The following is a 19,601-nucleotide window of genomic DNA, read 5'->3' as shown; positions in this document are numbered from 1 at the left end:
ATCATATAGCTGACGGGGTCGGCCTCAACACGGCCAGTTCAAACGAGCGCCGCGTCGCGAAGCCCACCTGCTCGTACACCTTGATCGCACCCGCATTGGCGGCATACGACGTTAGAAAAGGCGTCCGTCCCCTGGCGTGGATCTGCCGCGCTACCGCTGCGACGAGAGCCCTGGCGTAGCCGCGACCGCGAAAATCGGGATGCGTACACACGGCGCTCACCTCGGTCAACGCGCCGGGCGAGAGGCGCTGGCCAGCCATCGCGGCGAGCCGCCCGTCCATGCGGATGCCCAGGAAACCGCCCAGAGTGGGCGTTCCTTCGCGGAACGGGCCGGGCTCGGTCAGCTTGGCAAGCGCCACCATCTCGGCGGCATCCTCCGCACCGAGAGGCGCGATGGAGGCTGCGATCTCCGGCTCGTCTGGAACCTCGGGGCAGACCATCTGGATGAGAGCACCCTCGCGCAGGAGCTCCCAACCTGCGGGAACCACAGCCTTTTGCTCCAGGAAGAGCACTGCAAGATCGCCCTCCGGCGTGATGGCGGCGAGATCGGCGTAGGCCTCGGGCGTGGCCTCTTTGAGGCCGGCGAGCGGCCCGATCGTTGCGGGAAACCGTCGCGCCAGCCCCTTTCCTGCTCCGGCACCCACTGCGAGAGCGGCGTGCATGGTGGTCAGTGAGTTCCAGATCGGATTGTCGAGAGGTTCCTGCATGGTGGGTTTTGGATGACAGTCGCAGAGACGAGGCTTCACCGATCCTATTCTCCGGGCAAAGATGGATTGCGTTGTGAACCCGAATTCGATAGCGTGGAGCCATTACACCCTTTCAGAAACTACCCGGACGGCCTGCTGGCTGCTGTCGCGGACCATTTTTTCTTTCTCTCTCGTAACCGGATTTCGTGTTTTGAAAGTGAGACCCTCTATGAATCTGTCCCGTTTGCGGCAGGTTGCGGCTTCTGCTACCTGCATGGCTCTTCTGCTCATCTCGACCGCACCCGCGCAGGAACAGGGTGGAGACAAAGTCGATCTGGATGCCCTGGCGCAGATCAAGAGCGAGGCTCTTGAGCACTCGCAGGCGATGGAGAACCTTTACTACCTGTCTGAGGTCTATGGTCCGCGCGTGAACAACAGCCGCAACCACCGCGCCGCCGCCGAGTGGGCCATGAAACAGATGAAGGAGTGGGGACTCAAGAACGTCCACCTGGAGAAGTGGGGCCCCTTCGGCTACGGATGGCAGATCAAGAAGTTCTATGGCGCGCTCGAGACCCCGGCGTATGCCTCGCTGATCGGGTTCCCGCTGGCATGGACGCCCGGGACCAACGGGCCGGTGACGGCGGATGCGGTGCTGGCTCCGCTGCACTCGAAGGACGACTTCGCCAAGTACAAAGGCAAGCTGAAGGGCAAGATCGTCCTGATCTTCGACCCGCGCGAGCTGTCGCTCCACACGGAAGTCGAAGCCAAGCGCCTGACCGATGAGGAGATCCAGGCACGCGTGAACGGCAATGGCTTTGGCGGGGCCCGCAGAGGTGCAGGCGCTGCGCCGAAGCCGGGCGAGTACACTCCCTCGACGCTCTCCACAGCAGCGCCAACCGGCCGCATTCTTCGCAACGAGGTCAACGCCTTCCTGAAGGAAGAGGGCGTGGCCGTGGCGCTGACGCCGGGTTACAACGGCGACGGCGGCACCATCTTCGCCTCCTACGGCGGATCGCAGGATCCCAAGGATCCGGTTGGGCCTCCGATGGCGGCGATTACGCCCGAGCAGTACAACCGCATCTGCCGCCTTCTGCAGCACGGCACGACGCCCAAGCTGACCTTCGACATCCAGACCGAATACCAGAAGGACGATGTGATGGGCTTCAACGTCATCGGCGAGATTCCCGGCACAAGCAAGCCTGATGAGATCGTGATGGTGGGCGGCCACTTCGATAGCTGGCAGGGTGGCACAGGCGCGACCGACAACGGCACCGGCTCCTCGGTGGCGATGGAGGCCGTCCGCATTCTGGCGGCGCTGCACAAGCCGATGGCGCGCACCGTGCGCGTTGCGCTGTGGGGTGGAGAGGAGGAAGGTCTCTACGGTTCGCTGGCCTATGTGCAATCGCACTTCGCGCCGCGCGACACCATGAAGAAGACCCCCGAGTACGACAAGCTGGATGTGTACTTCAACGACGACTCCGGCTCAGGCAAGTTCCGTGGCGTCTCGGCGCTGGGGAACAAGCAGCTTGCCGCGATCTTCGGTTCGTGGATCGCACCGGTGAAGGACCAGGGCATCGTGGCGGTGACCGGCCTGAACGCCGGACCCACGCTCGCGCCCGGCGGTACGGACTCGACCAGCTTCTCGTGGATCGGCCTCGATGGCGTTGGCTTCATGCAGGATCCGCTGGAGTACGGCTCACGCACCCACCACTCCAACATGGATCTGTACGATCGCGTGCAGAAGGCCGACGTGATGCAGAGCTCGCTGCTCGAGGCCTGGTTTGCCTACAACGCCGCGACCCGCGCGGAGATGCTGCCGCGCATCCCCACTCCGGAACCCACGGCAAAGTAGCCCTGCGAAAGCAACGACCCATGGTGAGCCTGCGCGGCTCACCATGGGTCGTTTAAGGCTCCACGGAATCGCGCTAGCGGTCGATCAGCTTCGCGTGCGTTGCGGGGTAGCGTTCGCCTTCCACCTGAATGGCGGAGGAGACTGCTTCGAGCGCCTTGACATCGTCCGCGGTGAGTTCGATAGTCGCGCCGCCGAGGTTCTCTTCCAGCCGCGAGAGCTTGGTTGTGCCCGGAATGGGCACGATCCATGGCTTCTTGGCGAGCAGCCATCCAAGAGCGACCTGCGCCGGCGTGGCCTTCTTCTGCTCCGCGAACTTCGTGATCACGTCGACGAGCGCCTGATTCGCCTTGCGGTTTGTCTCCGTGAAGCGCGGCACGACCGCGCGGAAGTCGGTGCTGTCGAACTTGGTGGACGCATCGATCTTGCCGGTGAGGAAGCCCTTGCCCAGAGGGCTGAAGGGAACAAAGCCGATACCGAGTTCTTCGAGCGTGGGCATCACGGAGGTTTCGGGTTCGCGCCAGAAGAGCGAGTACTCGCTCTGCAGCGCGGTGACCGGCTGCACCGCGTGGGCGCGTCGGATGGTCGCTGCACCGGCCTCGGACAGGCCGAAGTGCTTGACCTTGCCGGCCTGGATGAGGTCCTTCACCGCCCCGGCCGTCTCTTCGATGGGCGTGTTCTTGTCGACGCGATGCTGGTACAGCAGATCAATCGTGTCCGTCCTGAGACGCTTCAGCGATCCCTCCACAACCTGCTTGATATGGTCGGGGCGGCTGTTGGTGGCGGTCCACTTGCCGTCGTTGCCGGCATCGGGCTCAAAGCCGAACTTCGTGGCGATGACGACGCTGGAGCGGAAGGGCGCGAGCGCTTCGCCCACGACCTCCTCATTGAGGTACGGGCCGTAGACCTCGGCGGTGTCGAAGAAGGTGACGCCGCGCTCGACCGCGGCGCGGATCAGCCGGATGGCCTCCGACTTTTCGGTGGCGGGGCCAAGGCCGAAGCTCAAGCCCATGCAACCCAGGCCGAGTGCTGAGACTTCGAGGCCGCTCTTTCCAAGTGTGCGCTTCTGCATGATGTTCTCCTGTGTCGGTCGTGCACGGTTCGACTGATTCAAGTCTAGGACTGGATCGTCTATGAGACTAGAGGGTGTCTTTTTCCAACAGTTATGCATAAAATTCATGAATCATGAAGAATGACCTGGGAGAGCTTTCAGCGTTCGCCATGGTAGCGGAGGAGCGAAGCTTCACACGCGCCGCCGCGCGGCTGGGCATCTCGCAGTCGGCGCTGAGCCATTCGATCCGTGGCCTGGAGAAGAGGCTTGGACTCCAGTTGCTCGCACGAACGACGCGCAGCGTCTCCCCCACCGCGGCGGGCACGACGCTGCTGCAGGAGCTTGCGCCGGCGCTGGAGCGGATTGAACGCGCCGTCGCGGAGACCAGAAAGCAGAGAGAGGCTCCCTCCGGGCGCATCCGCCTCATCATCCCCCGCACAGCGTCGAAGGTGGTGATTCTGCCGAAACTGGCCGAGTTCACGCGCAACTATCCCGAGATTGTCCTGGAAGTGACGTCGTCGAACGATCCTGTCGACCTCGTCGCCGGAGAGTACGACGCCGGGGTGCAACTGGGCGAGTTCATCCAGCGGGACATGATCGCCGTGCGGGTGACGCGGGAGATGCGCCTCGCCGTGGTCGGATCGCCGCAGTACTTCGCCGCGAAGAGCATTCCGCGGCATCCGCAGGATCTGAAAGACCATGCCTGCATCGGATTTCGCTTCAGCAACGGGCTGTACCGGTGGGAGTTTGAAAAAGGGAGCAGGGCGCTGACGGTGAGCCCGCAGGGGCCTGTCTCGTTCGACGATCCGGAACTCGTCATCCAGGCCGTGCTGGAGGGTGTGGGGATTGGAACGGCGATGGAAAATGGCCTGCTGGGCCTGATCGCGGAGGGCAAGCTGGTTCAGGTCCTCAAGGACTGGTGTCCGTCGTTTCCCGGCTACTTCCTCTACTATCCCAGCCGGCGGAATCAACCCGCCGCGCTGGCAGCGCTGATTGAGACGCTGCGGCTGGATCAGTGAAGGTTCGCCAGATGCTCCGAGGGGGTAAGTCCGGTGGCCTTGCGAAACATCGCGGAGAAGGCCGCATGGCTTGCATAGCCCAGGGCACTTGCGATGCGCGAACTGGACTGTCCCTGCGCCAGCCGGACCTGTGCCTCCAGCAGAAGAAGCTGCGCCTTCCATTCCCCGAAGCTCATTCCCGTCTCCGACCGGAAGAGCCGTGCAAGGGTCCGACTGCTTACGCCAGAGCGTGCCGCCCAATACTCCATATCCCCGGTTAACGACGGCCTCCGCTGCATGGCATCGCAGGTCTTGCGGAGTTTGGCATCCCGCGGCCACGGAAGAGAGAGCGGCAGGGTGTGGCACACGCGAAGCTCGCTGGCGATGAGTGCCGCGATCTGCGCGCCGCGGCTGAGGGAAGCGTACCGGCGCGGCTCCTGCAGCATGCCGACGATGAGTTCCCGCAGCAGCGGAGATACGCTGACCGCAGCGCAGCCGGGGGCCGGGGCGGTCACGGTGTGGTCGAAGAAGAGCGTTCGCATGCGAACCGGGCCACGCATCCGGATGGAATGCTGCGTGTTTGCCGGCACCCACAGGGCGCGCGTCGGCAGCAGGACCCATTTGCCTTCGCGAGTGGAGAGCACGATGGTGCCTTCGATCGCGTAGAGAAGCTGCGCCTTGACGTGTTCGTGTGGCGGAATGTGATCGTCCGCGGCGTAATCGAAGGCCAGTGCCGCCACCGGGCGGGGCACGCGCAAACATGCGGCGAGTGCTTCATCTGTCCTGATATCGATAGTTTCTGTCTGCATACCGGAGTTCAGCCGCCCTAGCCTTTCAGTATATGAGCGGCGAACGCCTTGTCACCCCCAACCACACCCTATGGCTGATCGCAGGAGCGGCCATCATCGCGCCGTTCATGGAGGTGCTCGACACGTCCATCGCCAATGTTGCGCTGCCGTATATCGCGGGCAATCTCTCGTCGTCGCTGGACGAAGCGGTGTGGGTGCTGACCTCGTACCTGGTCGCCAACGCCGTGGTGCTGCCGATGAGCGGCTGGCTCTCAGGCCGGTTGGGACGGAAGCGGTTCTACCTGCTCTCGATCCTGATGTTTACCGTCAGCTCGTTCTTTTGCGGCATCGCGCCCAGCCTGCCGATTCTGATTCTGTTTCGCGTGCTGCAAGGGCTGGGCGGTGGAGGCTTGCAGCCGACCACGCAGGCCATCCTGGCCGACCTGTTCCCGAAGGAACGCATCGCGGCCGCCTTCACCCTGTACTCCGTCGTCATCGTGCTGGCACCGACACTGGGGCCGGTGCTGGGCGGCTGGCTGAGCGATCACTGGGGATGGCGCTGGATCTTCTTCTTGAATATCCCGTGCGGCATTGCGGCCTACTTCCTGAACCGGGCCCTGCAACCGGAGACGCCGCAGGATCACACGAAGGATGCCCCGATCGACTACTCCGGGCTCTGCGGCATCGCGCTGGGTCTGGGCTGCCTGGAGTATGTGCTGGATCGCGGTGAGCGCGCGGACTGGTTCGCCTCGCCCGCCATCTGCATGGCGGCGGCCCTCTCGGGCGTGGCTCTTCTGTTGCTCGTCTACCATGAGCTGTTCCGTGCGAAGCATCCGGTGCTGCAACTGCGGCTGCTGGCGAATCGCAACTTCGCGCTGGCCAGCGGGATGATCTTCTTCACGTACTTCGCCCGCTATGCCAGCACAGCGCTGCTTCCGGAGTTCACGCATGGCATGCTGGGGTATACCGCCACGGAGAGCGGCATGGTGCTCTCTCCGGGATCGTTCGTCCTGTTGCTGTTTCTTCCGGTGACGACGTGGCTGATGAAGCGGATCGACCATCGTGTGCTGATCGTAAGTGGGCTGATGGTGACGACGTGCGCGTTCTATCGGCTCAGCGGCCTCTCGCTTCAGGTGGACTACGGAACGATCGTGAAGCTTCGCATCCTCGAAAGCTCAGGGGTGGCGCTCTTTCTTACGCCCATCAGCGTGCTTGCGTTCTCTCGCCTGAAATCGGGAAAGAACGATGCGGCGGCGTCACTGTATGGTCTGTTCCGCAATCTCGGCTCCGCCATCGGCATCTCCGTCGTGAACACCATGCTGGTGCGAGACGTTCAGGTCCATCGAACGTACCTCGTGCAGAACCTGCCGGGATCGTCGAGTGCCCTGTCGGCCGCGGTCAGAAACCGTGCCTCCTTCTTCAGCACCTTCTCCGGCGACTCGAAGAGCGAAGCCATGGTGCGCGCCCTCGGATGGATTCACGAGGAGATCAACCGGCAGGCGCTTCTGCTCTGCTACACGGACTGCTTTCGGTTGCTGATGTATGTATCGCTGGCGCTGTCGCCGGTGGCAGTCTTCTTCGCTGTCCGGGAGCGGCCTGCTCCAGCCGGCAAGCAGGCGATGGGGCGGTAACGGGAGGAGCGCGGGTTGCAGGCGTCTTTCCGTGGCGGGCGGTGCCCTGTGCGGTACTTTCGAGGGACGCGCGCGATAACCCCGTCTCCACCGGCTCGTCCCCCTGTACCCTATCGGTGTGCCGATTTCTTCCACAACCCGTAACCGGCTCATCCTCATCGCGCTCTGGGCCCTCGTCTACGCCTCCTTCACACTGTTTCTTCCGCCCCTGCTGGACGACGCGGACTCCGTCCACGCCGAGGTGGCGCGGGAGATGATCCAGCGGCACGACTGGGTGACGCTGTACGCGAACGGCATCCGCTACCTGGAGAAAGCACCGATCCTCTACTGGTCCATGGCTGCCAGCTTCAAGCTCTTCGGGGTTTCCACGGCCGCCGCCCGCGTGCCGCTCGCACTCACCGTCCTTGGCCTGTGTCTGGTGCTGGAAGGGTTCGCGCGGCGGGCCTTTGGAAGCAACCGGGCGGGCCTGTATGCAGGCCTCATCACGCTTTCGAGCTTCGGCATCTTCATCTTTACGCGCATCACGATTCCAGACGCGGATGTCTGCCTGTGGCTGACGCTGGCGCTGTTCGCGTTCTGGCGGACGGAACACCCGCCCGCTCCCATGAAGCCCGCGAACACGGAACGGCGGGCCAGCATCCGGCTGAAGACGAAGGTCAAGAGGTTTGCTTCCGGCGTAAGACCCGCCGCGGTGCCGGTTCCCGCCGAGCCGGTCGAAGACGAGGGCGGGAAGTTCGACTTTGAGACCTGGGACCGCACGGACTCGGACTCCTACCTGGATCACCGGACGGGGTCACGGCAGGATGCAGCCTTTCCCGACCGCAGAGGACATCGGCGAGCCGCGTTCAAGCCCGAAGCGCCAGCCGTGCGGCTGCTTCCCTGCCTCGTCTTCGCCGTGGCCTGCGCGCTGAATGTTCTGACCAAGGGGCTGATCGGCATCGTCTTCCCGGTCGCCGTGGTAGCGCTGTACCTGCTGCTGACACGCGGGGTGGTGGGTGGATTGAAGCGCCTTGGGGAGCTCCATCCGATGGCAAGCCTGCTCGTCTTCCTGGCGATCGCGGCGCCGTGGCACATCCTGATCGGGCTCGCGAACCCCACGCAGGGAGATCCCGGTGGCGTCCGCTACGTGGGCGGACACTGGCAGGTGCCTCTGCCGACCGACGGGAATGTGCATGGGTGGTTCTGGTTCTACTTTGTGAACGAGCATGTGCTGCGCTACCTGAACCTGCGGGTGCCGCGCGACTACGACACCGTCCCGCTCTGGCTCTTCTGGGGGCTTCTGCTGGTCTGGCTGATGCCGTGGAGCGCCTTCCTCTTCAAGGCTGTGGGGCGCGCGTTTCCCTTCTCCGCGCTGTGGAAGCGTGGGCTGACGCGCCGGGTCCGGCTGCACGCCTACTTCGTCCCTCCCAATACCCAGCTTCTGCTTCTGCTCTGGGCGGCGGTGCCTCTGCTGTTCTTCTCGCTCTCCACGCGGCAGGAGTACTACGTGCTGCCGGCGCTGCCCGCGCTGATCCTGCTGCTGGCCAACTGGCTGACGCTGGAGGGGCGGATCGCCTGGCCTCCCATTACGGCGGACGCCCGATGCATCCGCAGGGCGAATATCCGGATCGCCGGAGGCATGCTTCTGCTGGGCACGCTGGCGTGGGCGGCGATCCTCTTCTTTCTGGTCCATAGCGCGAAGCCCTCCCCCGATACCGATCTTGCGTCGCTGCTGCAACAGAATCCGGGGGACTACGCGCTGTCGTTCGGGCACTTTCTGGATCTCAACGCACAGGCGCTGGGTCTGTTCCGGCTGCCGCTTGCCCTGACCGCCTTCGCCCTGTTCGCAGGGACGCTGGCGCACTTTCTGCTGCGGCGCGCGCATCGTCCGCATGCCGCGACGCTCTCGCTGGCTGCCGCGTCGTTCCTGTTTCTGCTGGCGGCGCATCTGGGGCTGCAGACGTTCTCGCCGGTCCTGAGCTCGGAGCGGATGGCCGCGGCCATCGCGCCGCAGGTTCACCCGGACGATCTCATCATCCTGCACGGCGAGTACGAGGCGGGATCGACGCTCGGGTTCTACCTGCGGCGCAACGACCTGCATCTCTGCGAGGGGCGGTCGTCGAACCTCTGGTACGGCAGCTTCTTCTCCGACGCGCCGAAGATCTTCGAGACGCGCGAGTCGGTGGCGGAGAAGTGGCAGGGGCCGCAGCGAATCTTCTTGTGGCAGGACCCCTCGGACAAAGAGCGTCCCGTGCTCCGGATGCATCCCATGTACGTCGTGGCGAGCTCCGGGGGGAAACAGATCCTCTCGAATCAACCGAACCGCTAATTCACCATCCGTTGTCCACGTTTTCCATACACTGGCCCAGCGTCTGCACCACACATTTGTCGAGGAAACCCATGCCCTGCCAAGCTGAAGAGCTCCGCCACATCCCCCTGTTTGCCCTGCTCGACGACGAAGAACTGGCCGTATTGGCCCAGCAGGTCGAACTCCGTACCTTCGCCTCGCGCCAGCGTATTTACAAGCGCGGCGAGCCCGGAGAGCGCGCCTACATTGTGCTGAGCGGCACAGTCCACGTCACGGTCGTGGACGAGGACCAGCAGGAAGTGGTCGTCGCGGAGCCGGTGCATGGAGAGTTCTTCGGTTTTGCGTCCATGCTGGAAGGAACACCGCACCACACCAGCGCGACGAGCATGACCGAAACCTCGTTGATTGAGGTAGATAGAAGCGACATCGCTACGCTGGTGCAGAGAAAACCGATGGCCGGCATGGACATGATGACCGTGCTCGCGCGGCAATTCCACGCAGCACAACAGCTTATCCGCGACCGCGCCAATCGCAACCCGAACGATGTGATCGATGAAAGCTTCACCTTCGGGGAGCGAGTCGCCGATGCCGTAGCGCGTTTTGGCGGTTCGTGGACCTTCATCATTACGTTCGGGATCGTGCTCTCGGTGTACACGGCCATCAACGTGATTTTGAGAGGTAAGGCCTGGGACCCGTATCCGTTCATTCTGCTGAATCTTTTTCTCTCGATGCTGGCGAGTATCCAGGCCCCGGTGATCATGATGAGCCAGAACCGGCAGGACCAGAAGGATCGGGTGCGCGGCGAGCTGGACTACGAGGTGAACCGGCGTGCGGAGGCGGAGATCCAGAACCTTTCGCGCAAGCTGATTCTGCTGAACGACAAGCTGGACGACGTGGATGAGCTGCTCAGGAAGAAGCAGTAGCGTCAGACACGGGTGAGACGTCCGTTGTGCAGGCGGAAGGTCTCGCCACGCCAGACGACGGTGTCACCCGCGAAGCTCCAGGCCCAGAAGATGAGGCCGGTGAGGTCGCGCAGAGGCAGGAACCACAGGTCGCGGAGGACCTGGCCGTCGCGCAGGAGGCCTACGCCGACGGCAAGCGCGACGCAGACGCGGGCGAGCAGGACGATGCTCATGAGCGTGAAGCTCCAGAGGGCGAAGCCGCTGGCGACCATGGTCGCGAAGGCCCAGGGAACGGCGTAGGTGATGCCGAGGCCGACGTAGCCGAGCTTGCGTGAGTCGCGGGTGGACCGAGCCCAGCGCATCTGGTGGTCCCAGTAGCCGCGGAAGTCGTAGCCGGGGACGCTGGTTTCGACGACGATGGGGCAGAGCTCCACGCGATAGCCGGCGCCGACGATGCGCACGCCGATTTCGTAGTCGTCGGCGAGGAAGTCGACGAGGGGAAGAAAGCCGCCTGCCTTTTCGAGTGCGGCACGGCTCATAGCGAGGGTCGATCCGAGTCCGAAGCGGACGCCTTCGAGCTTGCGGGCGGTGAGCACGCCGGGCATGAAGTCTGTGGAGATGCCGAGGGCTTCGAGCCTGGCCCAGAGAGTGAGGGCCTGCCCCTGGTCCGCGGTGCGGCCGAGGTAGGGAGCGGTGACCATCCCGACGGTGGAGTCGGCGAAGCCGCTCATGATGCGTGTCAGATAGTCGGAGGAGACGGCGATGTCGCTGTCGTTGATGACGACGTAGTCGTAGGTGCCGGAGGCGATCATCTGGACGAGGTTCGAGACCTTGCCGGAGGTGCCGAGGCGTTCGGAGCATTCGACGAGGCGGATGGCGATGTCGGGAAACTCGGCCTTGAGGCGTTCGATCTCGGCGACGGCTGGGTCGGAGAGCGAGCTGACGCCGAAGAGGAGCTCGAAGCGGCCTGCATAGTCCTGGCGGCAGTGGCTGACGAAGCCGGCGTACATGCGGGGATCGATGCCCTTGACGGGCTTCAGAATGGTGACGTCGGGGGAGAATCCGGAGAGCGTGCGGCCCGAACGACCGAAGTCGCGGGCGCCCCAGAGCGCAAGCAGGAGGTATGCCAACCCGCTCAGGGTGAGCAATACCATGACCACCTGAATCGCCAATGCCATCCTTCCAGTCTACCGAACAGGACTGAGAAGGTGGGAGTTAGGCGGATAGAGACGTTGATCGGAAGCAAAAGTGTGGTGGTGGGTGGAGTGGTCTCCAGCGGAGAGTCTGGTGGCTGTCTTGGGGAAAAACACAGGCTACAGGGATGAAAGGCCGACGAGCACAGACAACGACAACGGCAAGAGATCTTGTTGGGAGGCCTTTGCTTTATTCGTACCGGAGCGCCTCAATGGGGTTCAGGTTCGCGGCCTTCCAGGCGGGATAGATGCCGAAGATGAGGCCGATGGCGCAGGAGCTGCCGAAGGCGACCATGATCCAGAGGGGCGAGACGAGGGCTCCGAGCGGCGTGAACTTGAGGCCGAAGGCGATGAGGCTGCCGAGCGTGATGCCGACCAGGCCTCCGACCGCGCAGAGGACCATCGCCTCCAGGGTGAACTGGGTGAGGATGGTTCGCTTGGTGGCTCCGATGGCCTTGCGGATGCCGATCTCGCGGGTGCGCTCCGTGACCGAGACGAGCATGATGTTCATGACGCCCACGCCGCCTACGAGCAGGGCCACGCTGGAGAGGGCGAAGAGCAGGAGGAAGAGTCCGCCGGTGACCTGGTTCCAGAGGCGCGTGAGGGTGTCGGTGCCGAAGATGGCGAAGTTGTCGGGCGCGTTGTTGAGTACCTTGCGGCGGCGGCGGAGAAGTTCGGTCAGCTCATCTTCGACGAGAGGGCGATTTTTGGGATCGTCGTATTTGAGCGTGATCCAGTAGTCGAGGATCTCGGGATGGAGCTTGTGGAAGGTGGTGATGGGGAAGTACGCGGTGTTGTCCTGGGGGTTCTTGCCGCCGCCGAAGGCCTGCTTCTGCTTGTCGTAGACGCCGATGACGTTGAAGAGCATGCCGCCGACTTCGACCTCGCGGTTGAGGGCGTTGTCGACCCCGAAGAGCTCGTCGGCCGTGTCGTAGCCGAGGACGACGACGTTGGCGGCGCGCTCCTGATCACCCTCGTTGAAGAAGCGTCCGGAGAGAAGGCTGAGGTCGTGAACATCCTTCTGCGAGGGCGTGTCGCCTTCGATGGTGGTGTTCTGCATCTTGCGGCCGTTGCCCTTGATGGCCGTGGAGCCGACGCCGCCGGCCACGTTGTGGTCGGTGTACTGGAGCACCGGGGAAACAGCCACGACGTGCGGAAGATCGCGCATGGCGACGGAGTCATCGTAAGTGAGCTGCTTGCGCGTGAGCATCTCCGTCGTGGGGCGGTTGGCGAAGACGGGAAAGCGAAAGACGAAGATGACATTCGAGCCAAGCGACTGCACCAGGTTCTCGACGTTGGCGTTGAGGCCGTTGATGACGGACGAGATGACGATGACCGTCAGGACGCCGATGACGATGCCAAGGATGGTGAGCGAGCTGCGCATCTTGTTAGTGCGCAGGGTGTCCATGGACATCCGCATGGTTTCGTTCAGATCGCCTAAACGCATGTGAAACCTCTTCTGTCCTGCCGGACGGGCCCGCTGCGTGCGGGGCGGGCAAGGCGTGACTGACGACTGCTTCGCTTGAGCCGTCCGTTGGTCGGCTTGGAGGTTGGTGGCATCATCAGTCGGCCCTCAGGGCTACGATGGGATCGAGCATGGCGGCTTTGCGCGCGGGGTAGACGCCGAAGAAGATGCCGGTGGCGGTGGCGACGATGAGGCCAGCCACAACGCTCCAGACGGCGACGGACGACGGGAAGCCGATGGCGAGGGTAACCGCCTCCGCCACGGCGACGCCGCCGAGAACACCGATGAACCCGCCCACGAGCGCCATCATCGCGGACTCCAGCAGGAACTGCATGAGGATGTCTTTGCCGCGTGCGCCGAGGGCCTTGCGGATGCCGATCTCGCGAGTGCGCTCGGTGACGGAGACGAGCATGATGTTCATGATGACGATGCCGCCCACGATGAGCGAGACGGCAGCGATGGCTCCGGCGACGGCACCGAAGGACTTGGTGAGGCCGCTGGCAAAGCCTACGAGGGTGTTGTTTGTGTCGAGCTCGAAGGAATTTTCAGCACCGGGGGCATCGTGGCGCTGCGACCGCATGAGGACGCGAACCTCGTCCGCGGCGCTTTCGAGGACCGATCCGGCCTGGCCGGCCTTGATGTAGATGGTGACGGACTTCGCCGTACCGTAGCTTTTCTGGTAGGCGGTGAGGGGGATGCCGACCCAGTTGTCCTGGCTGGCTCCGAAGGTGCTTCCCTGTTTCTCGCTGACCCCGATGACGGTGTAGGGGGAGCCGTCGACGCGGAGCTCCTGACCGATGGGGTCGACGCCGGCGAGGAGGTTGTCGCGAATGTCGGTGCCGATGATGCAGACGTGCGAGGCGTGCTCCTCGTCGTTCTGGGTGAAGTCGCGGCCTTCGGTGATGTTGAGGTTCTGGAGCGAGGGCATCTGCCAGGTGTAGCCGCGGACGGTGGAGTCGGTGACGGACTGGGTTCCACGGACGACCTTGGCGACGGTGGCCTGCTGGGCTCCGATCCCGACGCAGGACTTGCAGTTGGCTTCGATGTAGCGATAGTCGTCGAGGAGGATGTTCTTGCGGCGCTGGAATTTGACGTAGTCATCGGCGCTGGTGATGAACTGCGGCATGCGCGAGACGGTGAAGACATCGGCGCCGTAGCTGGAGAACTTGGTCTCGATGAAGGAGTTCGCACCGTTGACGAGCGTAACGACGGCGATGACCGAGGCGACGCCGATGACGACGCCGAGCAGGGTAAGGACCGTCCGTAGCTTGTTGGCCCAGAGGGATTGGAGTGCCAGCTTGAGGCCTTCTTTGAACTCCATGGGAGACTGACCGCTTTCGTTTGTACGTTTTGCCTGGTGATGAGAGTATATGCCGAGGATTTGCCGGGCGACACGCTCCCCTTCCCCACTGTACGCAAGGCGGGTGCGGGTTGTTCCGCACGTTTCGCGTCTGGACTCCGCTCTTTTCGACGCACGAGCAAGAGCAACGGCAACAGAAGAAGCAGATTGTCTTCGGGAATGACAACCAGAGAGGTAACGGCGAAGACAAAAGCAACCGCTGGTACACTTGAACATGCAGGCGGCCGGGCGATCGCTGCCCTCCGGACCGAAAGGTGTTGGAGGGGGGAGGAAAGTCCGAACTCCGCAGGGCAGTGTGCCGGATAACGTCCGGGACGGATGCTTCAAGGCATCTGGACGGCCAGTGCAACAGAAAACAGACCGCCGACTCGATCCGCAAGGCTCGAAGGTAAGGGTGAAACGGTGCGGTAAGAGCGCACCGGGTCTCGTGTAAACGAGATCGCATGGTAAACCCCACACGGAGCAAGACCAAATAGGCAGGGAACGCATCCGCCACTCTCCAGGCGGGCGTGCGCATCGGCCCGATGCGTCCAGGCGGAGAGACCCACGGCATGCCGTGGGAGCCGGAACCTGCGGGTAGGTTGCTGGAGCGCCGCAGTAATGCGTCGCCTAGAGGAATGATCGCCTAGAACAAAATTCGGCTTACGGGCCGTCTGCAGACATGAGAGCCCGAACGCACGCGCGTTCGGGCTCTTGCCTTTGTGCTAGCTGGTGATCATGTGCAGGGAGAGAGCCGCGAAGAGGAGGGCGATGCCGTCTTCGATGATGGCCACGGGCAGATCGCGCCCGCAGTGTTGCGCGAAGGAGCGGCGCAGCATGAAACCGACGAAGGTTCCAATGGCGGCTCCGAGTACGCCGAGGATGAGGCCTTCGATGGCCGGGCCACGGACGCCGGTGGCGGCGAGAGCACCCACCAGACCACCGAAGGTGAGGCGTGCGATAAGGGGAAAGGCGTCGGTGCGGTTGGGCGTCTGGGGGAGCTTGTCGCCGATCCACTCGCCGAAGGCGAAGACGGTGAAGATGCAGGCGGAGACCAGCATCGCGGCCCACGAGCCCCACGTGCCCTGAAGCGGGAGGTACTTGAAGTAAGCAAACCAGCAGAGGACCGCGATGGGCGTCATGGTGCGCATGCCGGTGGCGAACCCGAGCAGGGGGAAGGCAAAGAGCCAGGTCATCACGGTAACTGCCATACGGGTTTCCTCGCTTCATGCAGAGGCTGATGGTGTCTGGCCCTTACCCAAGGTACATGGTCGGCGGCTTAGGCGCGGAGAAATCCGTAGAGCGGGAAGGCTTCGGCGAGCTCGGTAACCCGGCCGTGGATGTCGGCGAGCTTTTGGGGATCGTTGCGGTGCTCGAGCGCTTCGGCGATCCAACCCGCGATGATGCGCATCTCCGCTTCCTTCATGCCGCGCGTGGTGAGGGCCGGCGTGCCGATGCGGATGCCGCTGGGCTTCATGGGAGGGTTGGTGTCGTAGGGGATGGCGTTCTTGTTGACGGTGATGCCGGCCGCGCCGAGAGCGACCTCGGCCTCGGAGCCGTACATGCCCTTGGAGAAGACGTCGATGAGCATGAGATGGGTGTCGGTTCCGCCGGAGATGATGCGGTAACCCTCTGCGGCGACCGCCTCGGCGAGGACCTTGGCGTTGGCGACGACCTGGTGGGCGTAGGCGGCGAACTCAGGCTGGAGTGCCTCTCGGAAGGCCACGGCCTTGGCCGCGATGATGTGCATGAGAGGGCCACCCTGCTGCCCGGGGAAGACGCTGCGGTCGATGCCGGCAGCGAACTCCGGCTGGCAGAGAATCATGCCGCTGCGAGGCCCGCGGAGGGTCTTGTGAGTGGTGGTGGTGACGACGTGCGCGTGCGGGATGGGCGAGGGGTGCGCTCCCCCGGCGACGAGGCCGGCGAAGTGGGCCATGTCCACCATGAGATAGGCACCGACCTTGTCGGCGATGGCACGCATGCGGGCGAAGTCGAACTGGCGCGGGTAGGCGGAGCCTCCGCCGATGATGACCTTGGGCTTTTCGAGGACGGCGATGGCTTCGAGCTCGTCGTAGTCGATGGTCTCGGTATCCTGACGGACCTTGTAGCCGACGACGCGGTAGAGCTTGCCGGAGAAGTTGAGCTTGTGGCCGTGGGTGAGGTGTCCGCCGTGGGCGAGGTCGAGGCCGAGGATGGTGTCGCCGGGGGTGAGGAGGGTCATCATGGCGGCGGCGTTGGCCTGCGAGCCGGCGTGGGGCTGCACGTTGACGTGCGCGGCGCCGAAGAGCTGCTTGGCGCGGTCGCGGGCGATGTTCTCGACGATGTCGGCGTACTCACAACCGCCGTAGTAGCGCTTGCCGGGGTAGCCTTCGGCGTACTTGTTGGTGAAGACGGTACCGGCGGCTTCGAGGACGGCACGGCTGACGAAGTTTTCCGACGCAATCATCTCCAGCCCCTCATGCTGACGGGCGATTTCGTTCTCGATCTGTGCTGCGATCTCGGGGTCGGAGGCGGAGAGGGTTGCGTTCAGGTCAATCGACATATGGATATTTTATCCGTGTGACCCAAAGGTGGCATAGGACACTCACCCTAACGTTCGGGAAATGAGACGTGTGAGGGATGGGATGAACGAATGGGGTGCGCGATTCTTATGTTGTCGAGAGGGAAAGTAAGCCCTCCAAACACTAAGGAGAAACACCATGCACGACGCTCTTCTCGCCTCCGCCTTCATCGCCATGCTGCTCGCACCCTGCATCTCCGCCATGTTCTCCGGCAAAGATTCCGAAGACGCAGCCTAAGCAGCACCACGTCAAGAGTGCGCCACTGGGCTGGGTGGCGCAAGCGTTTCACGCAGGACTGATGCAATAGAACGAAGGAGAAACACCATGCACGACGCTATCCTCGCCTCGATCTTCATCGCTATGCTGCTTGCACCCTGCATCTCCGCCATGTTCTCGGGAAAAGACGCCGAAGAAGCAGCTTAAGTCGCGACCTTTTGCGCCAGGCGCTTGAAGCTTTGGTAGATGAAAGAACCCAAGTACCAGCCGTCGATGTATTTGTAAGGCGTTTCTCCTGTGGTGTAGTGGCCACAGGGCAGGACCTTTGAAACATAGTCCACGTGGTGCAGGTCGAAGTTCTTGAGCACGTCGAGAGAGAACTCCCTGAGGAACGTGAGGTCGTAGGTAGCGTGAACGACCAGAACCCGCTTGGGTGAAGCGGCGAACTTCTCCATAAACGCCATGGGGCTGACTCCCAGGAACAACTCCCGTACAAGCGATTGCGTCAGGTTGGCCTGCTCGAAGGCAGCGCGGATGTGACGTGTGCTCTGGCCGGTCCAGACGACGTCTCCAAACCACGTCGAGGCATGGTTGAAGGCACAGACGTCGATGCGCGGGTCGTGGGCCGCGGCGATGAAGGCGTAGCAGGAACCAAGCGATGTGCCGAGGACGCCGAACTGCTCGTAGCCCTGCACCTGGAGCCAATCGATACAACTGCGGATATCGACGACGGCCTGGCGGCAGGCGGAGAGGGTGCGCCCGATATTGGCGGAGACGGCGTAGTCGGAGCGTTCGAGCTCAGCCGGACGGCGGATGTCGTGGTACGGCTTTGAGAGGCGTAAACAGCTAATTCCGAATCGGTTGAAGAGCGTGCAGAGAGCGTTGTGCGAGAAGGCGTCGGCGTTCCACTGGGGCATGACGATCATGGCCTGTTTGGGCTTGCCGGCCTGCTGTTCAGGCGTACAGGGGTACCAGCGGGCATTGACCTGATCGTTCTCCGGATAGGGCGTGCGCACGGGCGAGGTGAAGCGGAGAAAGGGCTCGGTGGGGAGCTCGCCAGTCGAGGCGCGGTGCTTCCAATCGGCGTCCTGCGCGAGTGTTTCGGGACGGACGTTGGTGGGAAAGAGCTGCGGATGGCGTTGTTCGAGGCGGAAGTCAGTGGGTGTGGCGTAGGCGAAGAACTCTTCGGAACGCGCGACGATGTCCTGGTTGGCGGCGATCATGCGTTGGAGATCGTTGGGGTTGGAGGCGTCTGGATCGAAGCCTTCGAGCCAGTCAAAGCCCCATTCGAGGGGACGGACGATGCGGTTTGTATCGCGTGTGGTGAGGGCAGTCTCCCAGGAGACCATCCACTTGGCGTAAAGCTGGGAGAGCATGGACTTCATTTTATCAAGAGGCGGAATCGGGAGATGCAGAAAGCGAACGAAAGGCGAATATTTATTTCGCGGAGTTTTGGGCCTGTCGAAAACACGTAAGCATAACTTAATAAGATACTTACGATCTGGTTTCGGTGTGGGAAAGATTCGTCTTGACACCCATTTTGGGCGGAGCTATAACCTCTAGACTTTCCAAAACGGGACGCAAACCGGGGCAGCCGAGACGGAGGATGGGATCGGGTCGCGCCGGGCGCGACCTCCGGGCGGACATGCTGGTGGGTGGATTGGGCTTATCCCTGGATACGTCTGAGCGAAACGACAAATAAGTGCGGAGCGGCATCGACGGGGTCAAGCGAGAACCCCGCGACGACTGGGACGACACTTCACAGCAACTTGAGCGAGCCCCTTCGACCGCAGAAAACTATCGAGGCTTGCCGGGGGAGAACTTTGCCTGGAGAAAGAAGATGAATTGCTTGCGTATGGACTTGAAAGTGTGTGAAGGGTGCGGGGTTTTATGGCTTCGCATGCGTGGTACGGACGGGGTGTATTGCCGTGGGTGTGTGAAGAAGCTGGCGGAGTTTCCGGCTCCGCGGGGACGGCACGCGGGAGGGCGGAAGAGGTGCTCGAACCCCAACAAAGACGCGGTAAACGGAGGTGTTCGATGAGGGCGGCTGTGGCGGTTTTGCCGGTGGTTTGGGCGTATGCGGAGACGGCGGCTGCGGAGGGCCGGAAGGGGCCGGCGCGGCTGGTTCTGGAGGCTCCTGAGGAGCGCAAGGTGCCGGAGGAGATGGCCTTCTACCGGAAGTACACGGAGGGGCTTCTCAGGCGGTACGTGAAGATGTCGATGGAGGCGGGGAGAGCCCCGTCTTTATTGGGCCGGGAGATGTTTCGGGGCAATGTGACGCACTACAAAGTGAGGGGTTTCGACGATGTGGTGATCTTCGTCCACGATGTGGGCCAATGTCTGGAAAAGCTGGACACGGGACAGATGCAACTGATTCGGCGGATTGCCATGCAGGAATATACACAGGGCGAGGTGTCGGTTCGGCTGCGGATGAGCCTGGCGACGGTGAAGCGTCAGTATGGAAAGGCGCTGGATGTGCTGACGGGTCACTTTCTGGAAAAGGGGCTTTTGCAGCCCAAAATGAGCTGTCAATAGGTCCAGATGCGCCGTTTCTTTGTAACTCGATGATTCGGGAGTAGATAAAACTTTCGATTCGGTGAGCTAGTAGTTTGGGTCAGGTTGGTATTCTGAAAAGG

The 19,601-nt window shown here is 62.9% G+C and carries 15 protein-coding genes and 1 other RNA gene; 7 read left to right on the top strand and 9 right to left on the bottom strand.

The window, feature by feature from the left end; genetic code table 11:
- Position 1: 1 nt before the first annotated feature.
- Entirely contained in the window at positions 2-706 is a 705-nt protein-coding gene (locus BM400_RS03680) for a GNAT family N-acetyltransferase (RefSeq protein WP_089836729.1), read from the bottom strand.
- Positions 707-914: 208 nt separating this feature from the next.
- Between BM400_RS03680 and BM400_RS03675 the strand changes: the two genes are divergently transcribed.
- Positions 915-2,537: a M28 family peptidase gene (locus BM400_RS03675; protein ID WP_089836727.1), complete on the top strand. Its 1,623-nt coding sequence runs from the start codon at positions 915-917 to the stop codon at positions 2,535-2,537.
- 73 nt (positions 2,538-2,610) lie between these two features.
- Here BM400_RS03675 and BM400_RS03670 read toward each other — a convergent pair whose 3' ends face one another.
- Entirely contained in the window at positions 2,611-3,606 is a 996-nt protein-coding gene (locus BM400_RS03670; RefSeq protein WP_089836725.1) for an aldo/keto reductase, read from the bottom strand.
- Positions 3,607-3,719: 113 nt separating this feature from the next.
- On the opposite strand from BM400_RS03670, the gene BM400_RS03665 reads away from it, so the two are divergent.
- On the top strand, positions 3,720-4,604 hold the full coding sequence (locus tag BM400_RS03665; RefSeq protein WP_089836723.1) for a LysR family transcriptional regulator: 885 nt from the start codon (positions 3,720-3,722) through the stop codon (positions 4,602-4,604).
- On the opposite strand, the gene BM400_RS03660 is transcribed toward BM400_RS03665, so the two are convergent.
- Complete coding sequence (locus tag BM400_RS03660) at positions 4,598-5,392, bottom strand: AraC family transcriptional regulator (protein WP_089836721.1); 795 nt, start codon at positions 5,390-5,392, stop codon at positions 4,598-4,600. The two genes, BM400_RS03665 and BM400_RS03660, sit on opposite strands and share 7 nt — an antisense overlap.
- 32 nt (positions 5,393-5,424) lie before the next feature.
- Here BM400_RS03660 and BM400_RS03655 point away from each other — a divergent pair, with 32 nt between their 5' ends.
- The 3 genes from BM400_RS03655 to BM400_RS03645 all read left to right on the top strand — a co-directional run bounded on the left by BM400_RS03655 (position 5,425) and on the right by BM400_RS03645 (position 10,212).
- Complete coding sequence (locus tag BM400_RS03655) at positions 5,425-7,002, top strand: DHA2 family efflux MFS transporter permease subunit (RefSeq protein WP_089836720.1); 1,578 nt, start codon at positions 5,425-5,427, stop codon at positions 7,000-7,002.
- Between the two features lie 118 nt (positions 7,003-7,120).
- Positions 7,121-9,310: an ArnT family glycosyltransferase gene (locus BM400_RS22395; protein WP_245781663.1), complete on the top strand. Its 2,190-nt coding sequence runs from the start codon at positions 7,121-7,123 to the stop codon at positions 9,308-9,310.
- 71 nt (positions 9,311-9,381) lie between these two features.
- Positions 9,382-10,212 carry a DUF1003 domain-containing protein gene (locus BM400_RS03645; RefSeq protein WP_089836718.1) on the top strand — a complete coding sequence of 277 codons (831 nt, stop codon included), beginning with the start codon at positions 9,382-9,384 and terminating at the stop codon, positions 10,210-10,212.
- Between the two features lie 2 nt (positions 10,213-10,214).
- Here BM400_RS03645 and hpnI read toward each other — a convergent pair whose 3' ends face one another.
- The 3 genes from hpnI to BM400_RS03630 all read right to left on the bottom strand — a co-directional run bounded on the left by hpnI (position 10,215) and on the right by BM400_RS03630 (position 14,170).
- On the bottom strand, positions 10,215-11,369 hold the full coding sequence (gene hpnI / locus BM400_RS03640) for a bacteriohopanetetrol glucosamine biosynthesis glycosyltransferase HpnI (protein ID WP_089836716.1): 1,155 nt from the start codon (positions 11,367-11,369) through the stop codon (positions 10,215-10,217).
- A gap of 205 nt (positions 11,370-11,574) precedes the next feature.
- On the bottom strand, positions 11,575-12,831 hold the full coding sequence (locus tag BM400_RS03635; RefSeq protein ID WP_089836714.1) for an ABC transporter permease: 1,257 nt from the start codon (positions 12,829-12,831) through the stop codon (positions 11,575-11,577).
- A gap of 115 nt (positions 12,832-12,946) precedes the next feature.
- Positions 12,947-14,170: an ABC transporter permease gene (locus BM400_RS03630; protein WP_175528850.1), complete on the bottom strand. Its 1,224-nt coding sequence runs from the start codon at positions 14,168-14,170 to the stop codon at positions 12,947-12,949.
- Positions 14,171-14,425: 255 nt separating this feature from the next.
- Between BM400_RS03630 and rnpB the strand changes: the two genes are divergently transcribed.
- An RNA gene (gene rnpB / locus BM400_RS03625) (RNase P RNA component class A) lies at positions 14,426-14,870 on the top strand.
- Positions 14,871-14,913: 43 nt separating this feature from the next.
- On the opposite strand, the gene BM400_RS03620 is transcribed toward rnpB, so the two are convergent.
- The 3 genes from BM400_RS03620 to BM400_RS03610 form a co-directional block, all read right to left on the bottom strand.
- Positions 14,914-15,399, bottom strand: coding sequence for a DUF4126 family protein (locus tag BM400_RS03620; RefSeq protein ID WP_089836710.1), 486 nt, complete (start codon positions 15,397-15,399; stop codon positions 14,914-14,916).
- 68 nt (positions 15,400-15,467) lie between these two features.
- Positions 15,468-16,730, bottom strand: coding sequence for a serine hydroxymethyltransferase (locus BM400_RS03615; RefSeq protein ID WP_089836708.1), 1,263 nt, complete (start codon positions 16,728-16,730; stop codon positions 15,468-15,470).
- A 438-nt stretch (positions 16,731-17,168) separates the two neighbouring features.
- On the bottom strand, positions 17,169-18,341 hold the full coding sequence (locus BM400_RS03610) for an alpha/beta hydrolase family protein (RefSeq protein WP_089841443.1): 1,173 nt from the start codon (positions 18,339-18,341) through the stop codon (positions 17,169-17,171).
- 661 nt (positions 18,342-19,002) lie between these two features.
- Here BM400_RS03610 and BM400_RS22735 point away from each other — a divergent pair.
- Positions 19,003-19,500 carry a sigma-70 RNA polymerase sigma factor region 4 domain-containing protein gene (locus BM400_RS22735; protein WP_089836706.1) on the top strand — a complete coding sequence of 166 codons (498 nt, stop codon included), beginning with the start codon at positions 19,003-19,005 and terminating at the stop codon, positions 19,498-19,500.
- Positions 19,501-19,601 lie beyond the last annotated feature (101 nt).

Origin of the sequence: Granulicella pectinivorans (assembly GCF_900114625.1) — a bacterium.
GTDB classification, from domain to species: domain Bacteria; phylum Acidobacteriota; class Terriglobia; order Terriglobales; family Acidobacteriaceae; genus Edaphobacter; species Edaphobacter pectinivorans.
Note: the sequence above shows the minus strand (reverse complement) of the source record. Positions and strands in the feature narration are given on the sequence as shown.